This window comes from Lelliottia sp. SL45 (assembly GCF_026672535.1).
Classification (GTDB): Bacteria; Pseudomonadota; Gammaproteobacteria; order Enterobacterales; family Enterobacteriaceae; genus Enterobacter; species Enterobacter nimipressuralis.
This window is the reverse complement of sequence record NZ_JAPPRH010000003.1, coordinates 1,573,841-1,591,711: the sequence shown is the minus strand read 5'-3', so window position 1 is coordinate 1,591,711 and position 17,871 is coordinate 1,573,841. Positions and strand designations below refer to the sequence as shown.

Here is a 17,871-nt window from a genome sequence, read left to right as displayed (position 1 = left end):
AGCCGTCATGCTACAGGTAAACGAACTGAATCAATATTACGGCGGCAGCCACATTTTACGCGGCGTGAGTTTTGATGCACCTGGCGGGGAGGTCACCTGTTTGCTCGGGCGCAACGGCGTGGGAAAAACGACCTTACTCAAATGCCTGATGGGGCTGATTCCGGCGCGCAGCGGGGAGATTGTCTGGCAGGGCAAAACCATCACTCACGCCAGGCCGCACCATCGCGTTCAGTCTGGCGTGGCGTACGTGCCGCAGGGGCGTGAGATTTTTCCGCGTCTGACGGTGGAGGAAAACCTGTTGCTGGGGATGTCGCGTTTTTCCGCACGAGAGGCAAAAAGCGTCCCGGAGGATATCTGGCAGCTGTTTCCGGTGCTCAAAGAGATGAAGCACCGTCGCGGGGGCGATCTCTCTGGCGGGCAACAGCAGCAGCTGGCAATTGGCCGCGCGCTGGCAAGCCGTCCGCAGCTGCTGATCCTCGATGAGCCAACAGAAGGCATTCAGCCGTCAGTGATTAAAGAGATTGGCGTGGTGATCCGCCAGCTCGCCAGCCGGGGCGATATGGCGATTTTACTGGTGGAGCAGTTCTATGATTTTGCCGCGGAACTGGCGGATAACTACCTGCTGATGTCGCGCGGAAGCATCATTCAGCGCGGGCGCGGTGAGAACATGGAGCAGGAGGGCGTTCGCGGCTTAGTGGCGATCTGAGGGTTATTGTTTTTTGAAATGTTATATTATAACATTCGCATTCTCATAACATGGAGTGAGGATCGCGTTTTGGCAGCACATATTGGAAAATTTGCAATGACTCTGGGGGCGCTGCTGGTCAGCGGCCATCTGTTTGCCCACTCGCACGGTCACCAGATGACCGAAGCGGAACAACAAGCGGCGAACGGGGTATTCGAGGATAAAGACGTTAAAGACCGCACGCTCTCCGACTGGGACGGTACCTGGCAGTCCGTTTATCCTTTCCTGGTTGACGGTTCACTGGATCCGGTTTTCAAAAAGAAAGCGGAAAAAGAGGGAAGCAAATCCTTTGACGAGGTGAAAGCCTACTACCGCAAAGGATACGCCACGGACGTAGACACCATCGGCATTGAAAATAACGTGATGGAGTTTCACACCGGCAAAACGGTGGCGAGTTGTCATTATGACTACAGCGGGTTCAAGATCCTGACCTACGCGTCAGGCAAGAAGGGCGTGCGTTACCTGTTTGAGTGTAAAGACGCCAGCTCTAAAGCACCAAAATTTGTGCAGTTCAGCGACCACACTATCGGCCCGCGTGCCTCGGCGCATTTCCATCTCTTTATGGGCAATACCTCCCATGAGGCGCTGCTGAAAGAGATGGATAACTGGCCGACCTATTATCCGAATGAGATGTTTAAAAAGCAGGTGGTGGAGGAGATGCTGCACCACTAAGGTTACCGCAAGTTATGTTGTTAAACGCCGGGCACGCGCAACGCAGCCCGGCAACACGCTACGCCGTTTCCACTCGCTCAGCCCAGGGCTTCACGCTCATCCCGCGCAGGATCATCAGCCAGGCCACCACAATCGCAACCATCATAATCACAAACAGCGACCAGTGCGGCAGGTGGGTCAGAATGAGTCCGGTAATCATCGGGTTCGCCGCCGCGCCCAGCCAGCCCAGCGCCTGCGCCGAGAAGTAGCTCGCTTTCATCCCCGGCGGCGCGATGTTATCGATCAGCAGATATTCACCCGGTGCATAGATAATCTCGCCGATGGTAAACACCGCCGAGGCAATTCCCCAGTAGATCAAATTGGTGCCCGAGAGCATAAACCCGCCCAGCCCGAGCAGGAAGAAGAGTGTCCCGAGCGCCATCAGCGGACGAATATTGCTGGCCTTCAGCCTGCGACCGATAAAATATTGCAGAGAGACCACCATCGCGGCGTTGGCAGGCAGCACCACGGCGACCACTTTTTCTGCGAATTCACTGGTGTAATCCGCCGCCAGCACATACTGGGAGATACAGCTGGCGAACGAGCCGCCGACGTAAGAGGCCAGCAGACCAGAGAGCGTATACCAGAACAGCGCCCGGTCACGAAGCAGCACCGAGGGTTGCCACGGAACGGTGACGTTGTCACTGTCTGCCGCAATACTCTTTTGCACATACACCTGAATAAACACCAGCGGCAGTGCGGCGCAGAAGGCCGCCAGCCAGAAAGGCAGTTGCAGGCTGTACATCACCAGCAAAGTGCCAATCGGCGGCCCGACCGTCCAGCCGATATTCAGAAAACTGTAGTTGAGAGAGAAGACGCGCGCTTTCTCGCCAGGCGTCAGTACATCTGCAAACCAGGCTTTGAGTACGGTTGAGAACACAGAGTACGCGCAGTTAATCACCGCGAAGAACAGCACCACCAGGGTGACATTATTCACCAGCGGAATGGCCACGAAACCGGCGATAAACGCCAGAATCGACAGCAGCATGTAGCGCTTTTTATCGAACTTATCCGCCAGGATGCCAAACCCCATGCTGAACACCACGCCAATGGTCAGGGCGATGGTCAGGGCATAGCCGATATTCGCCACGCTCATCTGGTAAACGCGCGTGAGGTAGATGGTCATAAAGGGCAGCGTGGCCCCCCGACCGATGGTTAACAGTAATGACGATGCCAACAACGCTGCGGTTGAGCGCCTGAGTGATGATTTCATTTTCCTGCCCGACATATGCTTATGCTTTTTTTATGTCTCAATGATTATCACGCCATAAGGGGAGTTGTATACCACCCAATTTTTCCGTAAGCGCTTTGTCTGACTGCCAGAATTAATGATCTTTTCCTCACTCGCTTTTTTCGTTACCTTGAATCTGTTTACAAAAATTTAATAAATCAGGGGCAGGGTATGACGCGCAAAGACGGACTGCTGGCGTTGCTGGTGGTCGTGGTATGGGGACTGAATTTTGTGGTGATTAAAGTGGGGCTGCACAATATGCCTCCGCTGATGCTCGCCGGTTTGCGCTTTTTACTGGTGGCCTTCCCGGCGCTGTTTTTTGTCGCCCGTCCAAAGATCCCGTTTCGTCTGCTGCTCGGCTACGGCCTGACCATCAGCTTTGGTCAGTTTGCCTTTCTGTTCTGCGCCATCAAGTTTGGGATGCCAGCCGGGCTGGCATCGCTGGTGTTACAGGCGCAGGCTTTCTTCACCATCATTCTTGGCGCGTTTGTCTTTGGTGAGCGTTTACAGGGCAAACAGCTGGCGGGGATTACGCTTGCGGTATTTGGCGTGCTGGTGCTCGCCGAAGCGAGTCTGAACGGTCAGCACGTGGCGATGCTGGGCTTTATGCTCACACTGGCCGCAGGGCTGAGCTGGGCGTGCGGAAATATCTTCAACAAGCTCATTATGCAGCACGAGGCGCGCCCGGCGGTGATGTCGCTGGTGGTCTGGAGCGCGCTGATCCCGGTCATTCCGTTTATGGTGGCGTCGCTGATGTTTGACGGCCCGGCGCTGATGCTGAAAAGCCTGATTGAGATCGATCTCACCACCATTTTGTCGCTGGTGTATCTGGCCTTCGTCGCGACGATCGTCGGGTATGGCATCTGGGGAACGCTGCTCGGGCGTTATGAAACCTGGCGCGTGGCGCCGTTGTCACTGCTGGTGCCGGTGGTCGGGCTGGCGAGTGCGGCAGTTCTGCTGGGCGAAAAACTGACGATGCTGCAACTGATCGGCGCGGTGCTGATCATGGCGGGGCTGTACATCAATGTCTTTGGATTGCGGCTGCGTCGGGCGACGCGCATCAGGGGATGAAAAAAGCCCCGCAAACGCGGGGCAAAAACGAATCAGAGGTCGTGCTGATTGTAATACGGCACGCCTAATTCGTCGGATTTGTCGCTACCCGCACCCATATGATTGAAATCAAACGGTGATTGATCGTGTGCGGTAGGCAGAACCATCGTGGTGCGGCTGTTCTGCTGATTAGCGTGAGTGGTTTGCTCCGCAAAAGTCTGGCCGGAGACCAGCACCAGTAAGGTGAGGGCGGCGGAGGCGATACGTTTCATGATTTCCTCGGTTACGTCTTATTACAGGCGATTAGCAATTACAATGTGTTAGCGGATGCAGATAGCGGGATTCGCCGGGCATACTGGTGATTCGGTACTTGTGCGGCGGCACGTCGAAATAGTTCTTGAACGTGCGGGTCAGGGTTTGTTGCGATTCAAACCCATAACGCTCAGCCAGATACAGAATCGGCTCGTTGCTCTCTTTCAGTTTCTGCGCAATTTCCGTCAGCTTACGGCTGCGGATGTATTGCCCTAAAGAATGACCGGTCTCTTTTTTGAACATCCGTTGCAGGTGCCATTTTGAGTAACCTGAACGCTCAGACACCTTCTCAAGTGAGAGCGGCGATTCCAGGTTATCTTCGATCCAGTCCAAAATGCTATGAATAGTGATGGCGTCATTATTGCGTCTGGACATCGTCATACCTCTTCTGTTTACGGCAGGATTTTCTTCAGCAAATGCTCAAGAGTGACCACTTCATCCGCCGTTAAGTTTTTTGTTAGTTCCTGGTGCAGTGTTTGTCCTACTAACTCATGACAGCGTTCGCACATGGCCGCACCATCGCTGGTGAGCTGCACCAGTACGCCGCGCTTGTCATTGGGGTTAGGTCGCCTTTCAATCCATCCTTTGCAGACAAGACGATCGAGCATGCGCGTGAGCGCGCCAAGGTCGACAGAGAGCACCTTTTTCAGCTCAACCGGGGTGATGCACACTTCGCAGCGAATGGAGCACAGCACTTTGAACTGGGTCGCAGTGATGTCCATCGGAGACAGATAGTCGTTGAGCAGGCGATCTTTTTTCTGGTTCACCATATGAATAAGACGGCCCAGTGGAATAATTTCGTTAAAGAGATCACTGGTGCTTTTCACAATGGTTGCCCTGGCAAGTAGTTTAATCACGGCAGATATTATTGCTCAGGCAAGTATAAGTCAACCGAATGTATCCGCCGATGCCACGATTTGCTAAAACGTTTCATGAACTTTTTTTGAGTCCTTTTAAATCATAAACATAACGCTGGGTTATCGTAATTCAGCGGAAAACACTGCTTACGTTGTCTGCATGGCTGTGTCAGGCCATTTCACCGTATACTGTCAGTGTTGATTATGGATAAGGACGACGACGCACTATGGTGGAATTAATTCAGGCAATAGGACTTGGGCTGGTGGTGCTGCTGCCGCTGGCGAACCCGTTAACAACCGTGGCGTTGTTTTTAGGGCTGGCGGGCAACATGAATAGCGCCGAACGTAACCACCAGTCGTTGATGGCATCGGTGTATGTTTTCATCATCATGATGGTGGCGTATTACGCCGGACAGGTGGTGATGAATACCTTCGGAATTTCGATTCCCGGGTTACGAATTGCAGGGGGCTTAATCGTCGCCTTTATCGGTTTCCGCATGCTGTTCCCGGCGCACAAAGCCCATGAATCGCCGGAAGCGAAAAGCAAATCGGAAGAGATGGAGTCTGAGCCTTCCGCTAATATCGCATTTGTACCGCTCGCCATGCCAAGCACGGCAGGGCCAGGGACGATAGCGATGATTATCAGCTCCGCGTCAACGGTACGTGATGGCACAACCTTCTCCGCGTGGGTCGTCATGGTGGCGCCACCGCTGATCTTTGCCATAATCGGCGTCATTTTGTGGGGATGTTTGCGCAGTTCCGGCGCGATCATGCGTTGGGTGGGTAAAGGCGGTATCGAGGCGATTTCTCGTCTGATGGGCTTCCTGCTGGTCTGTATGGGTGTGCAGTTTATTATTAACGGCGTACTGGAAATTATTAAGACCTACCACTAACACAGCCGGGCCTACACAATCTGTAGGCCCGGGCAATTGCTACTTTCTTCGGCAGACATCACCCATGATGTGTCTGCTCTTCCAGCGCTACCGGCCACTTGCGGAAGATCAGAATCGACCAGATCAACGCCGCCAGCGCCGGAATCGCCCCCAGATAGCCAATTGCTGACATAGAAAAATGCAGGCTGATCTGATTTCCCACCAGCGCACCCGCGCCGATGCCTAAATTGAAGATCCCGGAGAAGAGCGACATCGCTACATCGGTGGCATCCGGTGCCAGCGCCAGGACTTTAACCTGCATACCGAGGCCGATAATCATCATCGCCACGCCCCAGCAAATACTCAGTATCGCCAGATTTGTTTCGCTGCCTGCCGCCGGCATCAGCAACACCAGACACAGCATCAGGGCACCGATAGCGCCGCTCACCAGTAGCGACGCGTGCTGATTGCCCAGTTTACCAAACAGGATACTGCCGATAATGCCAGCCCCACCGAGAAGCAGCAGCAAGACCGTTGCAAAATTAGCGCTAAAGCCCGCGACAACCTGCACAAAAGGTTCAATATAGCTGTAGGCCGTGTAGTGGGCGGTAACGACAATGACCGTCAGCAGATAAATACTCATCAGCGCCGGGCGGCGGAACAGCACCGGCAGGCTTTTAAGCGAGCCAGAGTGTTCACTCGGTAATTTCGGCAGGAGTTTGATCAGGCACAGCAGGGTGATCAACGCGCCCATACCGATGGCAAAGAAGGTGGTTCTCCAGCCGAAATACTGCCCGACGATGCGCCCGATAGGCAGGCCGAGCACCATCGCCAGCGCGGTGCCGGTCGCCAGCAGGCTCAGCGCCTGCGCGCGTTTACCTGCAGGTGCCAGACGAATGGCCAGCGAGGCGGTAATCGACCAGAAAATGGCGTGAGCGAACGCAATACCGATGCGGCTTATCACCAGCACGGTAAAGTTCCAGGCGAGGAACGACAGCACATGGCTGGCGATAAACAGCACAAACAGGCCAATCAACAGCTTGCGTCGCTCCATCTGGCTGGTCAGCAGCATAAACGGCAGGGACATCAGCGCTACCACCCACGCGTAGATGGTCAGCATGATCCCGACCTGCGCAGTTTCCATCTGGAAACTTTGAGCGATATCGGAAAGCAGACCCACGGGAACAAATTCCGTGGTATTGAATATAAACGCGGCAATGGCAAGCGTGACCACACGTAGCCACGCGACCTTGCGTGAAACTGTGTTCGAAGGCATAAGATTTGGGGTTCGTTGCTGAAAAGATGAGAGGGCGATCTTAAAGCCTTAACTGGCTAAAAGACAATCATTATGTGATGCAGATCTCAATATTTTGCTTATACGTCCTGTAGCGAAGGACGTTGTTTTCCTTGAATATAAAGAACAGCACAATAAAAACAGGCGGTACGACGATGCAAGAAATTGATTTTTATCTGGTGGATGCCTTCAGCGATAAAGCCTTTGGTGGCAACGCCGCCGCAGTGTGTCCGCTGGAGGAGTGGCTTCCGGACGAGACGTTGCTCAGCATGGCGAAGCAACATAATCAGTCGGAGACGGCGTTCTTCGTGCGTACGGACGAGGGTTTTGAGCTGCGCTGGTTTACGACACTTGATGAGATTGACCTGTGCGGGCATGCCACGCTGGCGGCGTCGCATGTGATCTTCGAATATCTCGACTATCCGCATACGGAAATTACCTTCACTACCCGTTTTGTCGGCAAACTGACCGTGAAGCGCAACGGCGACTGGCTGACGCTCAACTTCCCGGCGTGGGCGAGTGAGTCCGTCGATAATCCTCCGGCGCTGCTGTTTTACTCCCTTGGGATCACCAGCGCGAAAGAGGTTCGCGTGGCGCGAGACTATATGGTGGTGCTGGAAAACCAGCAGCAGGTTGAGTCCATCAGCCCGGATATCTCATCCATGATCCCGCTCGACAAAATGGTCTGTATTACGGCCCCCGGTGACGAAGCGGATTTCGTCAGCCGCTTCTTCTGCCCAGGCGAAGGCGTGCCAGAAGATCCGGTGACAGGCTCCACCCACAGTATGCTGATTCCCTACTGGAGCGAAAAGCTCGGCAAAACGCAGATGCAGGCGCGCCAGGTGTCGGCCAGAGGCGGGGATCTGCGCTGTGAGCTGCTGGGCGACCGGGTGCTGATTGGCGGGCAAGCCACGCTGTATCTCAAAGGAAAAATCTTCCTGCGCCAATAGGGTTCGCCTATCCGTCTACATGCCCGCAGTCTGCGGGCATGCTGCCAGTAGGGGGAGAGGTTATCGCGGTTTAAATATAATGACTGTATATAATTACAGTGCCCCGCATTTTTGGCACCCTTTATCAGGCAATCCTCAAACGAGGTGCAGAGATAAGTTAAAAGTATGAACACCTGAACCGAGGTGGCAGCTATGTTGATAACAAACAACAAAAGGAGCCTGCCATGTATTCCATTACCTCTGAATCTGCCTCTCATCCGGATATTGTGGCGCTGATCGCCGCCCTGGACAGCTATCAAACTGAGCTTTACCCGGCGGAAAGCAACCATCTGGTCGATCTCACCCAGCTGGCGGCGGGGTCGCTTTTAATGATGGTGATCCGTGATAACCAGCTGAATGCCGTGGGCTGCGGGGCGATCGTGCTCAACGGCGACGGCAGCGGGGAGATGAAACGGGTGTATATCGATCCCACCCATCGCGGACAAAGGCTTGGGGAAAAACTGCTGGCGGCGCTGGAAGACGAAGCCCTGAGCCGCCACTGCCACACGTTGCGCCTCGAAACCGGTATCAAGCAGCACGCGGCTATCCAGCTGTATGAGCGCTGCGGTTATCAGGCGCGCCCGGCGTTTCCGCCCTACGACGAAGATCCGCTGAGCCTGTTTATGGAGAAGGTGCTGGTGGCTGACGTTCGTTTAGCAGTGCTATAAACGCTTCCAACTGACGCGTCATTGCGCCGCGTCGCCACACCAGCCAGGTCGTGAGCCAGCGCCAGTTTTCTGCCAGCGGCCACGCCTCCACCTGAAGATGCCCCGGCATGCTCTCCAGCATCGAGCGGGGCATCAGCGCAATACCTGCGCCCGCAATCACACAGGCCAGCATACCGTGGTACGACTCCATCTCATGGATCCGCCCCGGCGTGGCGCGGTCTGCGTGAAACCAGCTCTCCAGATGCCGTCTATAGGAGCAGTTGGCGCGAAACGCATACACGTCCCGACCGCTTACCTGCGTGGCGCGCGACACCTTTTCATGCCCGGCGGCGGCGACCAGCATCATCTCTTCCTGATAGACCGGCATCCCGTCCAGCTCCGGATGCGAGAGCGGCCCGTCGACAAACGCTGCGCTCAACGTGCCCTCCAGCACGCCATCGATCATCGTGCCGGAAGGTCCGGTGGACAGGGCGAACTGAATGCGCGGATAGCGCTGGTTAAACTGCGCAAGGGATTCAGGAATCCGCACCGCGGCGGTGCTCTCCAGCGCGCCCAGAGCGAACAGCCCCTGCGGTTCATCCCCGGCGACCACCATCCGTGCCTCATCGACCAAGGCGAGGATCTGCTTGCTGTAGCGCAGAAAGTTATGCCCGGCGGGAGAGAGGCGCAAACGCTGGTTTTCACGGATAAACAGCTCAACGCCAAGATCCGCCTCCAGCTGTCGGATTCGGGTGGTCAGGTTGGACGGAACACGATGCACCTTTTGCGCCGCCTGGGTGATGCTCCCGGTCTGCGCGACGGCGTTAAACATTTCGAGCTGAGTTAAATCCATAGCATTCTCTATTCGTGAATAAGTGAGTCAGTATTATTCATTTTTAAGAAATAGCAGAGTGAGCCACAATCAATCAACCCTTATTACGTGGAGAAGACTATGACTCATTCACCGGCTACCCATGCGCTGTCAATTAATCCGGCTAACGGCGAAACCCTCGCGGCCTATCCGTGGGCCACCGCCGCCGAGTTAGAGCAGGCAATCGCGCTGGCGGATCGCGGTTTCCGTCAGTGGCGCAATGAAAGCGTTACTCACCGGGCGCAGAAACTGCGCGATCTTGCTAGCGCACTGCGGGCGCGCGCAGAAGAGATGGCGCAAATGATGTCCCGTGAGATGGGTAAACCTATTTTGCAGGCACGCGCCGAAGTGACGAAATCTGCCGGTCTGTGCGACTGGTACGCCCAGCACGGCCCGGCGATGCTGGCTGCGGATCCGACGCAGGTTGAAAATCAAAAAGCGGTGATCGAGTATCGCCCGCTGGGACCGGTGCTGGCAGTGATGCCGTGGAACTTCCCGCTGTGGCAGGTGCTGCGCGGGGCGGTACCGATTCTGCTCGCCGGTAACAGCTATCTGCTTAAACACGCGCCGAACGTTCTGGGGTCGGCGACGCTTATCGGCGAGATGTTCGCGGATGCCGGTTTTGCGCCAGGGGTGTTTGGCTGGGTCAACGCCACGAACGACGGCGTCAGCCAGGCGATTAACGATCGTCGCATCGCTGCGATTACCGTCACCGGGAGCGTACGTGCCGGGGCGGCGATTGGCGCCCAGGCGGCTGCGGCTCTCAAAAAATGCGTGCTGGAGCTGGGTGGGTCCGATCCCTTTATTGTGCTGAACGATGCGGATCTGGATCTGGCCGTGAAAGCGGCCGTCGCCGGACGCTATCAGAATACCGGACAGGTGTGTGCGGCCGCTAAACGCTTTATTGTCGAAGAGGGGATCGCAGAGCAGTTTACCGAACGCTTTGTCGCGGCTGCTGCGGCCCTGAAGATGGGCGCGCCCGATAACGAAGAGAACTATCTGGGGCCGATGGCGCGGTTCGATCTGCGTGATGAACTGCATCAGCAGGTACAGGCGACGCTTAACGAGGGCGCAACGCTTTTACTCGGCGGAGAGAAAGTGGCCGGTGCGGGGAATTACTATCCGGCGACCGTATTAGGCAACGTTACCCCAGAGATGACCGCGTTTCGTCAGGAGCTGTTCGGGCCGGTCGCCGCGATCACCGTGGCGAAAGACGCGGAACATGCCCTGATGCTTGCAAACGACAGTGATTTTGGTCTGTCGGCGACCGTGTTTACCGCCGATGCGCAACGTGCCGAGGCGTTTGCTCGCCAGCTGGAGTGCGGCGGGGTGTTCATCAATGGCTACAGTGCCAGCGATGCGCGCGTGGCCTTTGGCGGCGTGAAGAAGAGCGGCTTTGGCCGTGAGTTGTCTCACTTCGGTTTGCATGAGTTCTGCAATATCCAGACCGTATGGAAAGACCGCGTGTAGGTCTTGTTAAACTTGCTTAAAAGGCCTTCACCGCGAAGGCCTTTGTCATTTTTGTGTCATGGTTCTGTCATTTGCGTTTCGTAGACTCCCACGCGTCTAACGTACTGTTACAGAAGAATATTATGAACCTAACGCAAATTTTCAGCCGTATTGCGAAGCGTCAGTTTGGTCTGCTGGCGGGCATCTTTTGTATTATCGGGCTTTTCTCCGCCCTGCAGCTCTCCTCGTCAATTCTCCTGACCGCCTCGCTTCGTGATGCCCAGCGCAATGAACAACAAAATCAGCTGACGCAACAGCAGCAAAGCAAACTGGATCTGGCGCGTGTCTCCCTGCTGGCGGCAAGCGATCTGCTCAATCGCTCGGGCGTCTATTTTATGCAGGATAAAGAGACCGGCTCTGAAGGGAGCTGGAACAGTCTGATGGATGAAGCGCAAAAGGCGCTTAATGCTTCCCAGGAGGCCTGGAAGGGCTGGCTGGCGCTGAATCCGCTCAAAGACGAGGCGCTGATTAATAGCTATCAGTTATTCTACGGCGCCATCAATGAGCAGGCGGAAGGGCTGGTAAAGACCCACTCCATTGACGCCTTTTTTGCCGTCCCCGCCCAGGCGTTTCAGACCGACTTTAATGATAACTACGCGCGCTATCAGCAACTGAGCGAACAACGGGCAGGAGAAGGGCGCCAGTCGCTGATGGATCGCCTCGCTGATTTGCAGTCGCTGTTCCTGCTGGCGCCAGTGGTCCTGCTGCTGATTGCGGTGGCGGTATGGTTTGGGATGTCGCGCTGGGTGATTGCCCCGCTGCGCAGGCTTATCGCTCATATCAACCAGCTCGCCGCCGGAGATCTCTCAGGTACCGCGCCGGCTGTAAACAATTTTAACCGCGAAATCGGGCAGTTGAGCGCCAGTATTAGCACCATGCAGCGCGGATTACAGCAGCTGGTGACGCAGGTGAGTGAAGCCACAACCGCAATGGTGGAAAACATCGGCGAACTGGCGGAAGGCAATCAGAAGCTGTATCAGCAGTCTGCGCGTCAGGCACAGGAACTGAGCGACGTGACGGCGCACATCGCCACGCTGGAAACCCACGTGGAGGGCAATACCGGGTACGCGAAGCTCGCCAGCTCGCGTGCGGATGAGGCGCGCAAGACGGCGGCGGGGGGCGATATCATGATGTCGACCGTTAATGCTTCCATGCAGGCGATCGTAGAACGATCGTCAGAGATGCGCGGGATCGTCTCGATGATCGACAGCGTGGCATTTCAGACCAACATTCTGGCGCTGAACGCCGCTATTGAAGCCGCCCATGCGGGCAATCAGGGGCGAGGGTTTGCAGTTGTTGCGCGTGAAGTGGGATTGCTGGCGAGAAAAAGCAGTCACTCGACGCAAACCATTCAGGAGCTGATTAATCACTCGTTACAGGGAATTGAAGACGGATCGAAAGCGGTGGTGAAGCTTGAGAACAACCTGCAGCAGGTGACCGGGCTGGTGGCAAATCTGAGCGGTCTGCTTGACGATATTTCTGCTGCCACGATGAGTCAGGGGGAGAGTATTCATCAGATGACGCGCCAGCTGCAGGCGCTGAATCAGGTGTCGCAACAGACGGATGTACTGGTGACCACCGCCTCCCAGGCGTCGCGTCGCTTACACGATGAGTCGTATTTGCTGATGCAGGCGGTTTCGCGTTTTCGTCTTCCCGCCTGACGCGACACATTCGCCTCTGTTATACTCGCAGCCCGTTTTTGGCCTCCAGGCAAGGAGCAACATGTGGCTGCGGTCATCGATAATCAGATGCTGGAAGAGATTCTGGCGCAGGTTCGTCCGTTAATCGGGCAGGGAAAGGTTGCCGATTACATTCCGGCGCTGGCGTGCGTCAGTGGCAATAAGCTGGGTATCGCCATTTGCACCGTGAAAGGTGAGCTTTATCAGGCCGGCGATGCCGCCGAGCGCTTTTCGATTCAGTCGATCTCCAAAGTGTTAAGTCTGGTTGCGGCGATGCGTCAGTATGACGAAGACGAGATCTGGCAGCGGGTGGGGAAAGATCCTTCCGGTCAGCCATTTAACTCGCTGCTCCAGCTGGAAATCGAACAGGGCAAACCGCGCAATCCTTTTATCAACGCCGGTGCGCTGGTGGTCTGCGACATGCTGCAAAGCCGTCTTAGCGCGCCGCGTCAGCGGATGCTGGAGATTGTGCGCCAGCTGAGCGGCGTTTCGGATCTGAGTTACGACGCTAACGTTGCTCGCTCTGAGTTTGAACATTCGGCGCGAAACGCCGCCATCGCCTGGTTGATGAAGTCTTTCGGTAATTTCCATAACGATGTGGCTACCGTACTGCAAAACTATTTCCACTACTGCGCGCTGAAAATGAGCTGTGTGGAACTCGCGCGTACTTTCCTGTTTCTGGCCGATCAGGGCTTCTCCTCGCTACATAATCAGGCAGTTGTGACGCCGATGCAGGCGCGTCAGGTCAATGCGCTGATGGCGACAAGCGGGATGTATCAGAACGCCGGGGAATTTGCCTGGCGCGTCGGGCTGCCCGCTAAATCAGGCGTCGGCGGCGGGGTGGTGGCGATTGTGCCGCACGAAATGGCGATTGCGGTCTGGAGCCCGGAGCTGGATGACGCCGGGAACTCGCTGGCAGGCGTGGCGGTGCTGGAGAAACTCACCCAGCGGCTGGGGCGGTCCGTCTACTGATGAACACCCTTGACGATCTGTTTGCCCGGCTGGCACGTTCAACCTTTCGTTCTCGCTTCAAACTGGGCACGAAAGAGCGGCAGTACTGCTGGGACAAAGGGGCGGAAACTATCGATCAACACGCCGCGGATTTTGTTGCCCGTCGTCTGGCGGCGGCCATGCCCGTCAACGACGGCAAGCAGACCCCAATGCGCGGGCATCCGGTCTTTATCGCCCAGCATGCTACGGCAACCTGCTGTCGCGGTTGTCTCGCTAAATGGCACCATATTCCCCGGGGCGAGGCGTTAAATGCCGATCAGCAGCGTTACATTGTGACGGTCATCCACCACTGGCTGGTGCTGCAAATGAACGCCCAACCTTGATGGGTTATGCATGCCGGCTATGTATGTTATAGATACGTGCTAATCTTTTATTATTCTGCTGATGACCGCGAAATAATTGCGCTAAGCAATTATATGGATTGATATTTGATGCCTTCTTCTTTGACATCCTTTAAGCCTTTTCTGCCCGATAATCCGCTTCGCAATGCGGTCGGTATTTTTATTCTGACCACGCTGTTCTATTTTATTGGTGCGGAACTGCGTCTGGTGGAAGCGCTCTCACTGTTCTGGCCGCTGAATGGCGTAATGGCCGGGGTATTTGCCCGTTACGCGTATCTTAACCGCCTGCACTATTACGCGGTGTCCTATGTCGCGATGCTGATGTACGACGCGGTGACCACCCACTGGGGGATGGCCTCGGTGGTGATCAACTTCTCCAATATGGTGTTTATCGTGACCGTGGCGCTGCTGGTGACGCGGGACAGACGTCGGGGCCGCACGGTTCCGGACCCGATCAATGCCTTACGCCTGTTTAACTTTTGCCTTATCGCCGCGCTGCTATGCGCACTGGTGGGGGCGATGGGTTCCGTCGGAATCGACAGTCAAACTTTCTGGCCGCTGTTTGCCGACTGGTTTAGCGAGCAGTTCTCGACTGGCGTGCTGATTCTGCCGTGCCTGTTGACCGTTAAAATCCCTGAGATCAAGAACCCGGTGCGGGTAGAACACTTTATGCCCGTGGTGGCACTGATCGTCTCTGTCCTGGCCTCGGTGGTGATCGGCGGGGCGGGCAGCCTGGCCTTTCCGCTGCCGGCGCTGATCTGGTGTGCGGTGCGTTATTCGCTTCCCGCGACCTGTCTGCTGACCTTTGTCACCGGCGGGGTGGAGATCATCCTGGTGGCGAACTCGATTATTAATATTGCCGTGGCGACGCCGCTTTCGACGCCGATGATGTTCTCTGCGCGTCTGGGCATCGCGACCATGGCAATTTGCCCGGTGATGGTCTCCGTGAGCGTGGCGGCGATTAACTCTCTGATTCATCAGGTGTCATTGCGCGCCGATTATGACTTCCTGACGCGCGTCTATTCGCGCTCAGGTTTGTATGAAGCGCTGAAACACGAAGAGTCCCATCGTCATCCCCGTTTTCTGACCGTGATGCTGCTCGATATCGACTACTTCAAAAGTATTAATGACAACTATGGTCATGAGTGTGGCGACCGGGTGCTGGCCTCTTTCGCCGGGCAGGTGCAGCAGGTGGTGGGCGAGGACGGGCTGGTGGCGCGCATGGGCGGGGAAGAGTTTGCGGTCGTGGCCAATACCGTTGATGCCCGTCAGGGCGTTGAGCTGGCAGAACGTATCAGAGAATCTGTTGCTTCGCATCCCTTCAGCTGGGGTCAGCACACGCTGTTTTTGACGGTGAGTATTGGGCTTGGGAGTGCGAAAGCAGAATCCTGGCAACTCACGGAGGTCTTTAATAAGCTGTTAGCCGAAGCCGACGAGTATCTCTATCGTTCGAAAAAAGCTGGGCGAAATCGTACCAGTGCGCGTCATCCAGACGATCTGCGCGTCGTCGAACCGCAAAAAAGTACGGAACAGATGTAAACGTATCCATCCCAGGCAGAATGCGGCCCTGATGTTATCACTTTGCTGATAAATTGCTTGCTACGTATTTTTAAGCTCAATAAGATACCGGTGATAACACATCGGAAAAATCGCGTAATGAACGGAACTGATAAACTGAGTAAAAACCATCGCTTACCAGGGAGTCGTTTTGTTAAACGTATGTATCTGATGCGTATCCTGGGCACTTTTCTCTGCTTTATTCCTATTCTTTCTGTCCTGACTGAACATCAACGTTCAGTGTGGCTAATGCTTTTGCTGGCGCTAAACGCGTTTGTCTGGCCGACCGTCGCCTGGCTGCGCGCCAGTCGGTCTTCTACGCCGCTGGCCGCAGAGCATCAAAATCTGGTGATCGATGCAGGGGCAGGAGGCTTCTGGATCGCGATGATGGCCGTGAATCCGCTGCCCTCGGTGGTGATTGCCACGATCCTGCTGGCCGATCGTCTGTCCGCAGGCGGTTTTGCCCTGATGAAGCGCGCGGCGATAGCCATGCTGGCGGTGTTTCTCGCTGCCTGGCTGTTGCAGGGCATGGCGATTATTATCACCGTTTCGCAACAGACCATGTTTGCCACCTTGCCCCTGATTGCGATCTACATCATTGCGCTTAGCGTGCTGACGGACAGTATTGCCATTCGTCTGCGGATCAAATCCCGCGAGCTGGAGCGGATCGCGATGATGGATCCGCTGCTGGATATCGCGAACCGGCGCCTGCTGGAAAAGCGCATCGAACACGAGCTGAATAAACTTCAGCAGGCCTGCCGGGAATCGGCGCTGATGTTCATTGATATCGATAATTTTAAAGAAGTGAACGATCGTTTCGGGCATAAAGTCGGGGATGCGTTGCTCGCCTCGGTCTCGGAGATTTTACACATTGCCACACGTCAGACAGACACCCCGGCGCGGCTGGGCGGCGATGAGTTTGTGATCCTGCTTCCGGATACCAGCATCGATGAGGCGCACGTGGTGGCGTCGCGGATCATGGAGGCCGCCGCCATTATGCAAGATGTGGCGCATGAAACCGTCAATTGCACCCTCAGTATTGGCATAGCGGGGGCAACCCGCGAGATGTCCAACGTAACGGACTGGCTGCAGGCGGCGGACACCGCCCTTTACCAGGCTAAGCGCGGCGGTAAAAATCGAATTTTTGCGCACTGACAAGTCGTTTCTTTAGGCTAAGCTATTAAAAAGCTGCGTGTCAGGAGACATCATGAAAGCGCCCGCGATCCCTGCCAATGAATCAGACCGTCTGCTGTCCCTGCGTGATTCCAGGCTTTTGGAGTCGAACAACCATCAACCCTACGATCGCATCACCCGGCTGGCAAAACGCCTGTTTGCCGTGCCGGTGGCGAGGGTGAACCTGATCGACGAACGTTCGCTGGTGGCGCTCTCTTTAGACAATGCCATGGCCGCCGTTCTGCCGCGCAATCTCTCTTTCTGTGGGCATACGCTGTTTAATAACGCACCGCTGGTGGTGTCTGACCCGCGACATGATCCCCGTTTTGCCGATAATCCGCTGGTAAAAGGCCAGCCTGGCGTACGTTTTTACGCAGGGTATCCGCTGCGCTTGCCCGACGGCGCTATCGTCGGCACGCTGTGTTTGATGGACTATGTCCCCCGCGATTTTGTTGCGGCCGATCTTAACGCCCTGAGCGACCTGGCAGCGCTGGCGGAAGACGAGTTCGCTGCCGCCTGTGCGGCGACGACGGATGAGCTGACGGGGCTGTTTAACCGGCGTGGATTTAATCAGTTAGCGGCGTTTGCCTTATCCGGCGCCCGGCGTCGTGCAGAGCCATTGACGCTCGCCTGGATGGATCTGGACCGCTTCAGACAAATCAACGAACGCTACGGGCAAGCAGAAGGCGATGCGGCGCTGAAAGCCATGACCGAGCTGATGCGCACCTCGTTCCGTGAGGCGGATCTGCTGGTGCGTTACGGTAGCGATGAATTCGCGGTTCTGTTTGCCGATACGGATGAGCAGGGGGCCTGGATTGCGATGCAGTATCTCAATGAGCAGGTCGCGGAATACAACCAGCGGGGGCTGCATCCCTGGAGCCTGACATTCTCCTGGGGAATCTGTGAATTCGACCATCAGCAGGATGATTTGCAGCGCTGGCTACAGACCGCTCACGACAAAATCCTCGCCATGAAACAGCGATACAGTGCAGACAGCGGACATAATAAAAGCCTATGAATGG

At 55.8% G+C, this 17,871-nt stretch carries 19 protein-coding genes; 13 read left to right on the top strand and 6 right to left on the bottom strand.

Translation table 11 applies throughout. From position 1 onward, the window contains the following. Positions 1 to 7: 7 nt before the first annotated feature. The gene (urtE, locus tag OVA10_RS13735; RefSeq protein WP_100780189.1) at positions 8 to 706 is read left to right on the top strand and encodes an urea ABC transporter ATP-binding subunit UrtE; all 699 of its coding nucleotides are present in this window, start codon (positions 8 to 10) and stop codon (positions 704 to 706) included. A 69-nt stretch (positions 707 to 775) separates the two neighbouring features. Then, positions 776 to 1,417, top strand: a complete 642-nt coding sequence (gene zinT / locus OVA10_RS13730) for a metal-binding protein ZinT (protein WP_268196155.1) — start codon at positions 776 to 778, stop codon at positions 1,415 to 1,417. A 58-nt stretch (positions 1,418 to 1,475) separates the two neighbouring features. Here zinT and ydeE read toward each other — a convergent pair whose 3' ends face one another. Further along, a complete protein-coding gene (gene ydeE, locus OVA10_RS13725; RefSeq protein WP_123427951.1) occupies positions 1,476 to 2,669 on the bottom strand; it encodes an efflux MFS transporter YdeE in 1,194 nt (397 codons plus the stop codon). A 189-nt stretch (positions 2,670 to 2,858) separates the two neighbouring features. Between ydeE and eamA the strand changes: the two genes are divergently transcribed. After that, entirely contained in the window at positions 2,859 to 3,758 is a 900-nt protein-coding gene (gene eamA / locus OVA10_RS13720; protein WP_107703585.1) for an O-acetylserine/cysteine exporter, read from the top strand. A gap of 32 nt (positions 3,759 to 3,790) precedes the next feature. On the opposite strand, the gene marB is transcribed toward eamA, so the two are convergent. Genes marB through marR form a run of 3 tightly spaced genes read right to left on the bottom strand, consistent with a single transcriptional unit; the run spans position 3,791 to position 4,876 of the window. Continuing rightward, positions 3,791 to 4,009 (bottom strand): multiple antibiotic resistance protein MarB, encoded by a 219-nt coding sequence (gene marB / locus OVA10_RS13715; protein ID WP_100780185.1) that lies wholly within the window; start codon positions 4,007 to 4,009, stop codon positions 3,791 to 3,793. Positions 4,010 to 4,040: 31 nt separating this feature from the next. Beyond that, positions 4,041 to 4,424, bottom strand: coding sequence for an MDR efflux pump AcrAB transcriptional activator MarA (gene marA / locus OVA10_RS13710; protein ID WP_142503360.1), 384 nt, complete (start codon positions 4,422 to 4,424; stop codon positions 4,041 to 4,043). Positions 4,425 to 4,441: 17 nt separating this feature from the next. Continuing rightward, positions 4,442 to 4,876 carry a multiple antibiotic resistance transcriptional regulator MarR gene (gene marR / locus OVA10_RS13705; protein WP_100780183.1) on the bottom strand — a complete coding sequence of 145 codons (435 nt, stop codon included), beginning with the start codon at positions 4,874 to 4,876 and terminating at the stop codon, positions 4,442 to 4,444. Between the two features lie 257 nt (positions 4,877 to 5,133). On the opposite strand from marR, the gene OVA10_RS13700 reads away from it, so the two are divergent. Continuing rightward, positions 5,134 to 5,799, top strand: coding sequence for a MarC family NAAT transporter (locus tag OVA10_RS13700; RefSeq protein WP_100780182.1), 666 nt, complete (start codon positions 5,134 to 5,136; stop codon positions 5,797 to 5,799). Between the two features lie 58 nt (positions 5,800 to 5,857). Here the strand turns inward: OVA10_RS13700 and OVA10_RS13695 are convergent, their stop codons facing one another. Continuing rightward, positions 5,858 to 7,054: a sugar transporter gene (locus OVA10_RS13695; RefSeq protein ID WP_107703584.1), complete on the bottom strand. Its 1,197-nt coding sequence runs from the start codon at positions 7,052 to 7,054 to the stop codon at positions 5,858 to 5,860. A 173-nt stretch (positions 7,055 to 7,227) separates the two neighbouring features. Here OVA10_RS13695 and OVA10_RS13690 point away from each other — a divergent pair, with 173 nt between their 5' ends. Then, positions 7,228 to 8,022 (top strand): PhzF family phenazine biosynthesis protein, encoded by a 795-nt coding sequence (locus OVA10_RS13690; protein ID WP_268196154.1) that lies wholly within the window; start codon positions 7,228 to 7,230, stop codon positions 8,020 to 8,022. A 224-nt stretch (positions 8,023 to 8,246) separates the two neighbouring features. Then, positions 8,247 to 8,729, top strand: coding sequence for a GNAT family N-acetyltransferase (locus OVA10_RS13685; RefSeq protein ID WP_123427944.1), 483 nt, complete (start codon positions 8,247 to 8,249; stop codon positions 8,727 to 8,729). Here the strand turns inward: OVA10_RS13685 and ptrR are convergent. After that, positions 8,683 to 9,561 (bottom strand): putrescine utilization regulator PtrR, encoded by an 879-nt coding sequence (ptrR, locus tag OVA10_RS13680; RefSeq protein ID WP_102103712.1) that lies wholly within the window; start codon positions 9,559 to 9,561, stop codon positions 8,683 to 8,685. The two genes, OVA10_RS13685 and ptrR, sit on opposite strands and share 47 nt — an antisense overlap. A gap of 99 nt (positions 9,562 to 9,660) precedes the next feature. Here ptrR and sad point away from each other — a divergent pair, with 99 nt between their 5' ends. The 7 genes from sad (at position 9,661) to OVA10_RS13645 (ending at position 17,867) form a co-directional block, all read left to right on the top strand. Beyond that, complete coding sequence (gene sad / locus OVA10_RS13675) at positions 9,661 to 11,049, top strand: succinate-semialdehyde dehydrogenase (protein ID WP_268196153.1); 1,389 nt, start codon at positions 9,661 to 9,663, stop codon at positions 11,047 to 11,049. A gap of 122 nt (positions 11,050 to 11,171) precedes the next feature. Beyond that, the gene (locus OVA10_RS13670) at positions 11,172 to 12,749 is read left to right on the top strand and encodes a methyl-accepting chemotaxis protein (RefSeq protein WP_268196152.1); all 1,578 of its coding nucleotides are present in this window, start codon (positions 11,172 to 11,174) and stop codon (positions 12,747 to 12,749) included. Positions 12,750 to 12,812: 63 nt separating this feature from the next. After that, the gene (gene glsB / locus OVA10_RS13665; RefSeq protein WP_107703578.1) at positions 12,813 to 13,739 is read left to right on the top strand and encodes a glutaminase B; all 927 of its coding nucleotides are present in this window, start codon (positions 12,813 to 12,815) and stop codon (positions 13,737 to 13,739) included. Next, positions 13,739 to 14,101: a DUF4186 domain-containing protein gene (locus OVA10_RS13660; RefSeq protein WP_181827867.1), complete on the top strand. Its 363-nt coding sequence runs from the start codon at positions 13,739 to 13,741 to the stop codon at positions 14,099 to 14,101. The genes glsB and OVA10_RS13660 overlap by 1 nt, the downstream gene beginning before the upstream one ends. Positions 14,102 to 14,209: 108 nt before the next feature. Then, positions 14,210 to 15,658: a GGDEF domain-containing protein gene (locus tag OVA10_RS13655; RefSeq protein WP_268196151.1), complete on the top strand. Its 1,449-nt coding sequence runs from the start codon at positions 14,210 to 14,212 to the stop codon at positions 15,656 to 15,658. Between the two features lie 180 nt (positions 15,659 to 15,838). Beyond that, on the top strand, positions 15,839 to 16,831 hold the full coding sequence (locus OVA10_RS13650) for a diguanylate cyclase (protein WP_248860277.1): 993 nt from the start codon (positions 15,839 to 15,841) through the stop codon (positions 16,829 to 16,831). A gap of 52 nt (positions 16,832 to 16,883) precedes the next feature. Next, on the top strand, positions 16,884 to 17,867 hold the full coding sequence (locus OVA10_RS13645) for a sensor domain-containing diguanylate cyclase (RefSeq protein ID WP_181827870.1): 984 nt from the start codon (positions 16,884 to 16,886) through the stop codon (positions 17,865 to 17,867). Positions 17,868 to 17,871: the final 4 nt, after the last annotated feature.

Bases quoted from the DNA above. Each gene is read 5' to 3' on its own strand.
- ydeE (WP_123427951.1), bottom strand. From the start codon at position 2,669: ATGAAATCATCACTCAGGCGCTCAACCGCAGCGTTGTTGGCATCGTCA.
- OVA10_RS13670 (WP_268196152.1), top strand. From the start codon at position 11,172: ATGAACCTAACGCAAATTTTCAGCCGTATTGCGAAGCGTCAGTTTGGT.
- ptrR (WP_102103712.1), bottom strand. From the start codon at position 9,561: ATGGATTTAACTCAGCTCGAAATGTTTAACGCCGTCGCGCAGACCGGG.
- OVA10_RS13695 (WP_107703584.1), bottom strand. From the start codon at position 7,054: ATGCCTTCGAACACAGTTTCACGCAAGGTCGCGTGGCTACGTGTGGTC.
- marB (WP_100780185.1), bottom strand. From the start codon at position 4,009: ATGAAACGTATCGCCTCCGCCGCCCTCACCTTACTGGTGCTGGTCTCC.
- OVA10_RS13660 (WP_181827867.1), top strand. From the start codon at position 13,739: ATGAACACCCTTGACGATCTGTTTGCCCGGCTGGCACGTTCAACCTTT.
- urtE (WP_100780189.1), top strand. From the start codon at position 8: ATGCTACAGGTAAACGAACTGAATCAATATTACGGCGGCAGCCACATT.
- OVA10_RS13650 (WP_248860277.1), top strand. From the start codon at position 15,839: ATGTATCTGATGCGTATCCTGGGCACTTTTCTCTGCTTTATTCCTATT.
- sad (WP_268196153.1), top strand. From the start codon at position 9,661: ATGACTCATTCACCGGCTACCCATGCGCTGTCAATTAATCCGGCTAAC.
- OVA10_RS13685 (WP_123427944.1), top strand. From the start codon at position 8,247: ATGTATTCCATTACCTCTGAATCTGCCTCTCATCCGGATATTGTGGCG.
- marA (WP_142503360.1), bottom strand. From the start codon at position 4,424: ATGTCCAGACGCAATAATGACGCCATCACTATTCATAGCATTTTGGAC.
- OVA10_RS13655 (WP_268196151.1), top strand. From the start codon at position 14,210: ATGCCTTCTTCTTTGACATCCTTTAAGCCTTTTCTGCCCGATAATCCG.
- OVA10_RS13690 (WP_268196154.1), top strand. From the start codon at position 7,228: ATGCAAGAAATTGATTTTTATCTGGTGGATGCCTTCAGCGATAAAGCC.
- OVA10_RS13700 (WP_100780182.1), top strand. From the start codon at position 5,134: ATGGTGGAATTAATTCAGGCAATAGGACTTGGGCTGGTGGTGCTGCTG.
- OVA10_RS13645 (WP_181827870.1), top strand. From the start codon at position 16,884: ATGAAAGCGCCCGCGATCCCTGCCAATGAATCAGACCGTCTGCTGTCC.
- eamA (WP_107703585.1), top strand. From the start codon at position 2,859: ATGACGCGCAAAGACGGACTGCTGGCGTTGCTGGTGGTCGTGGTATGG.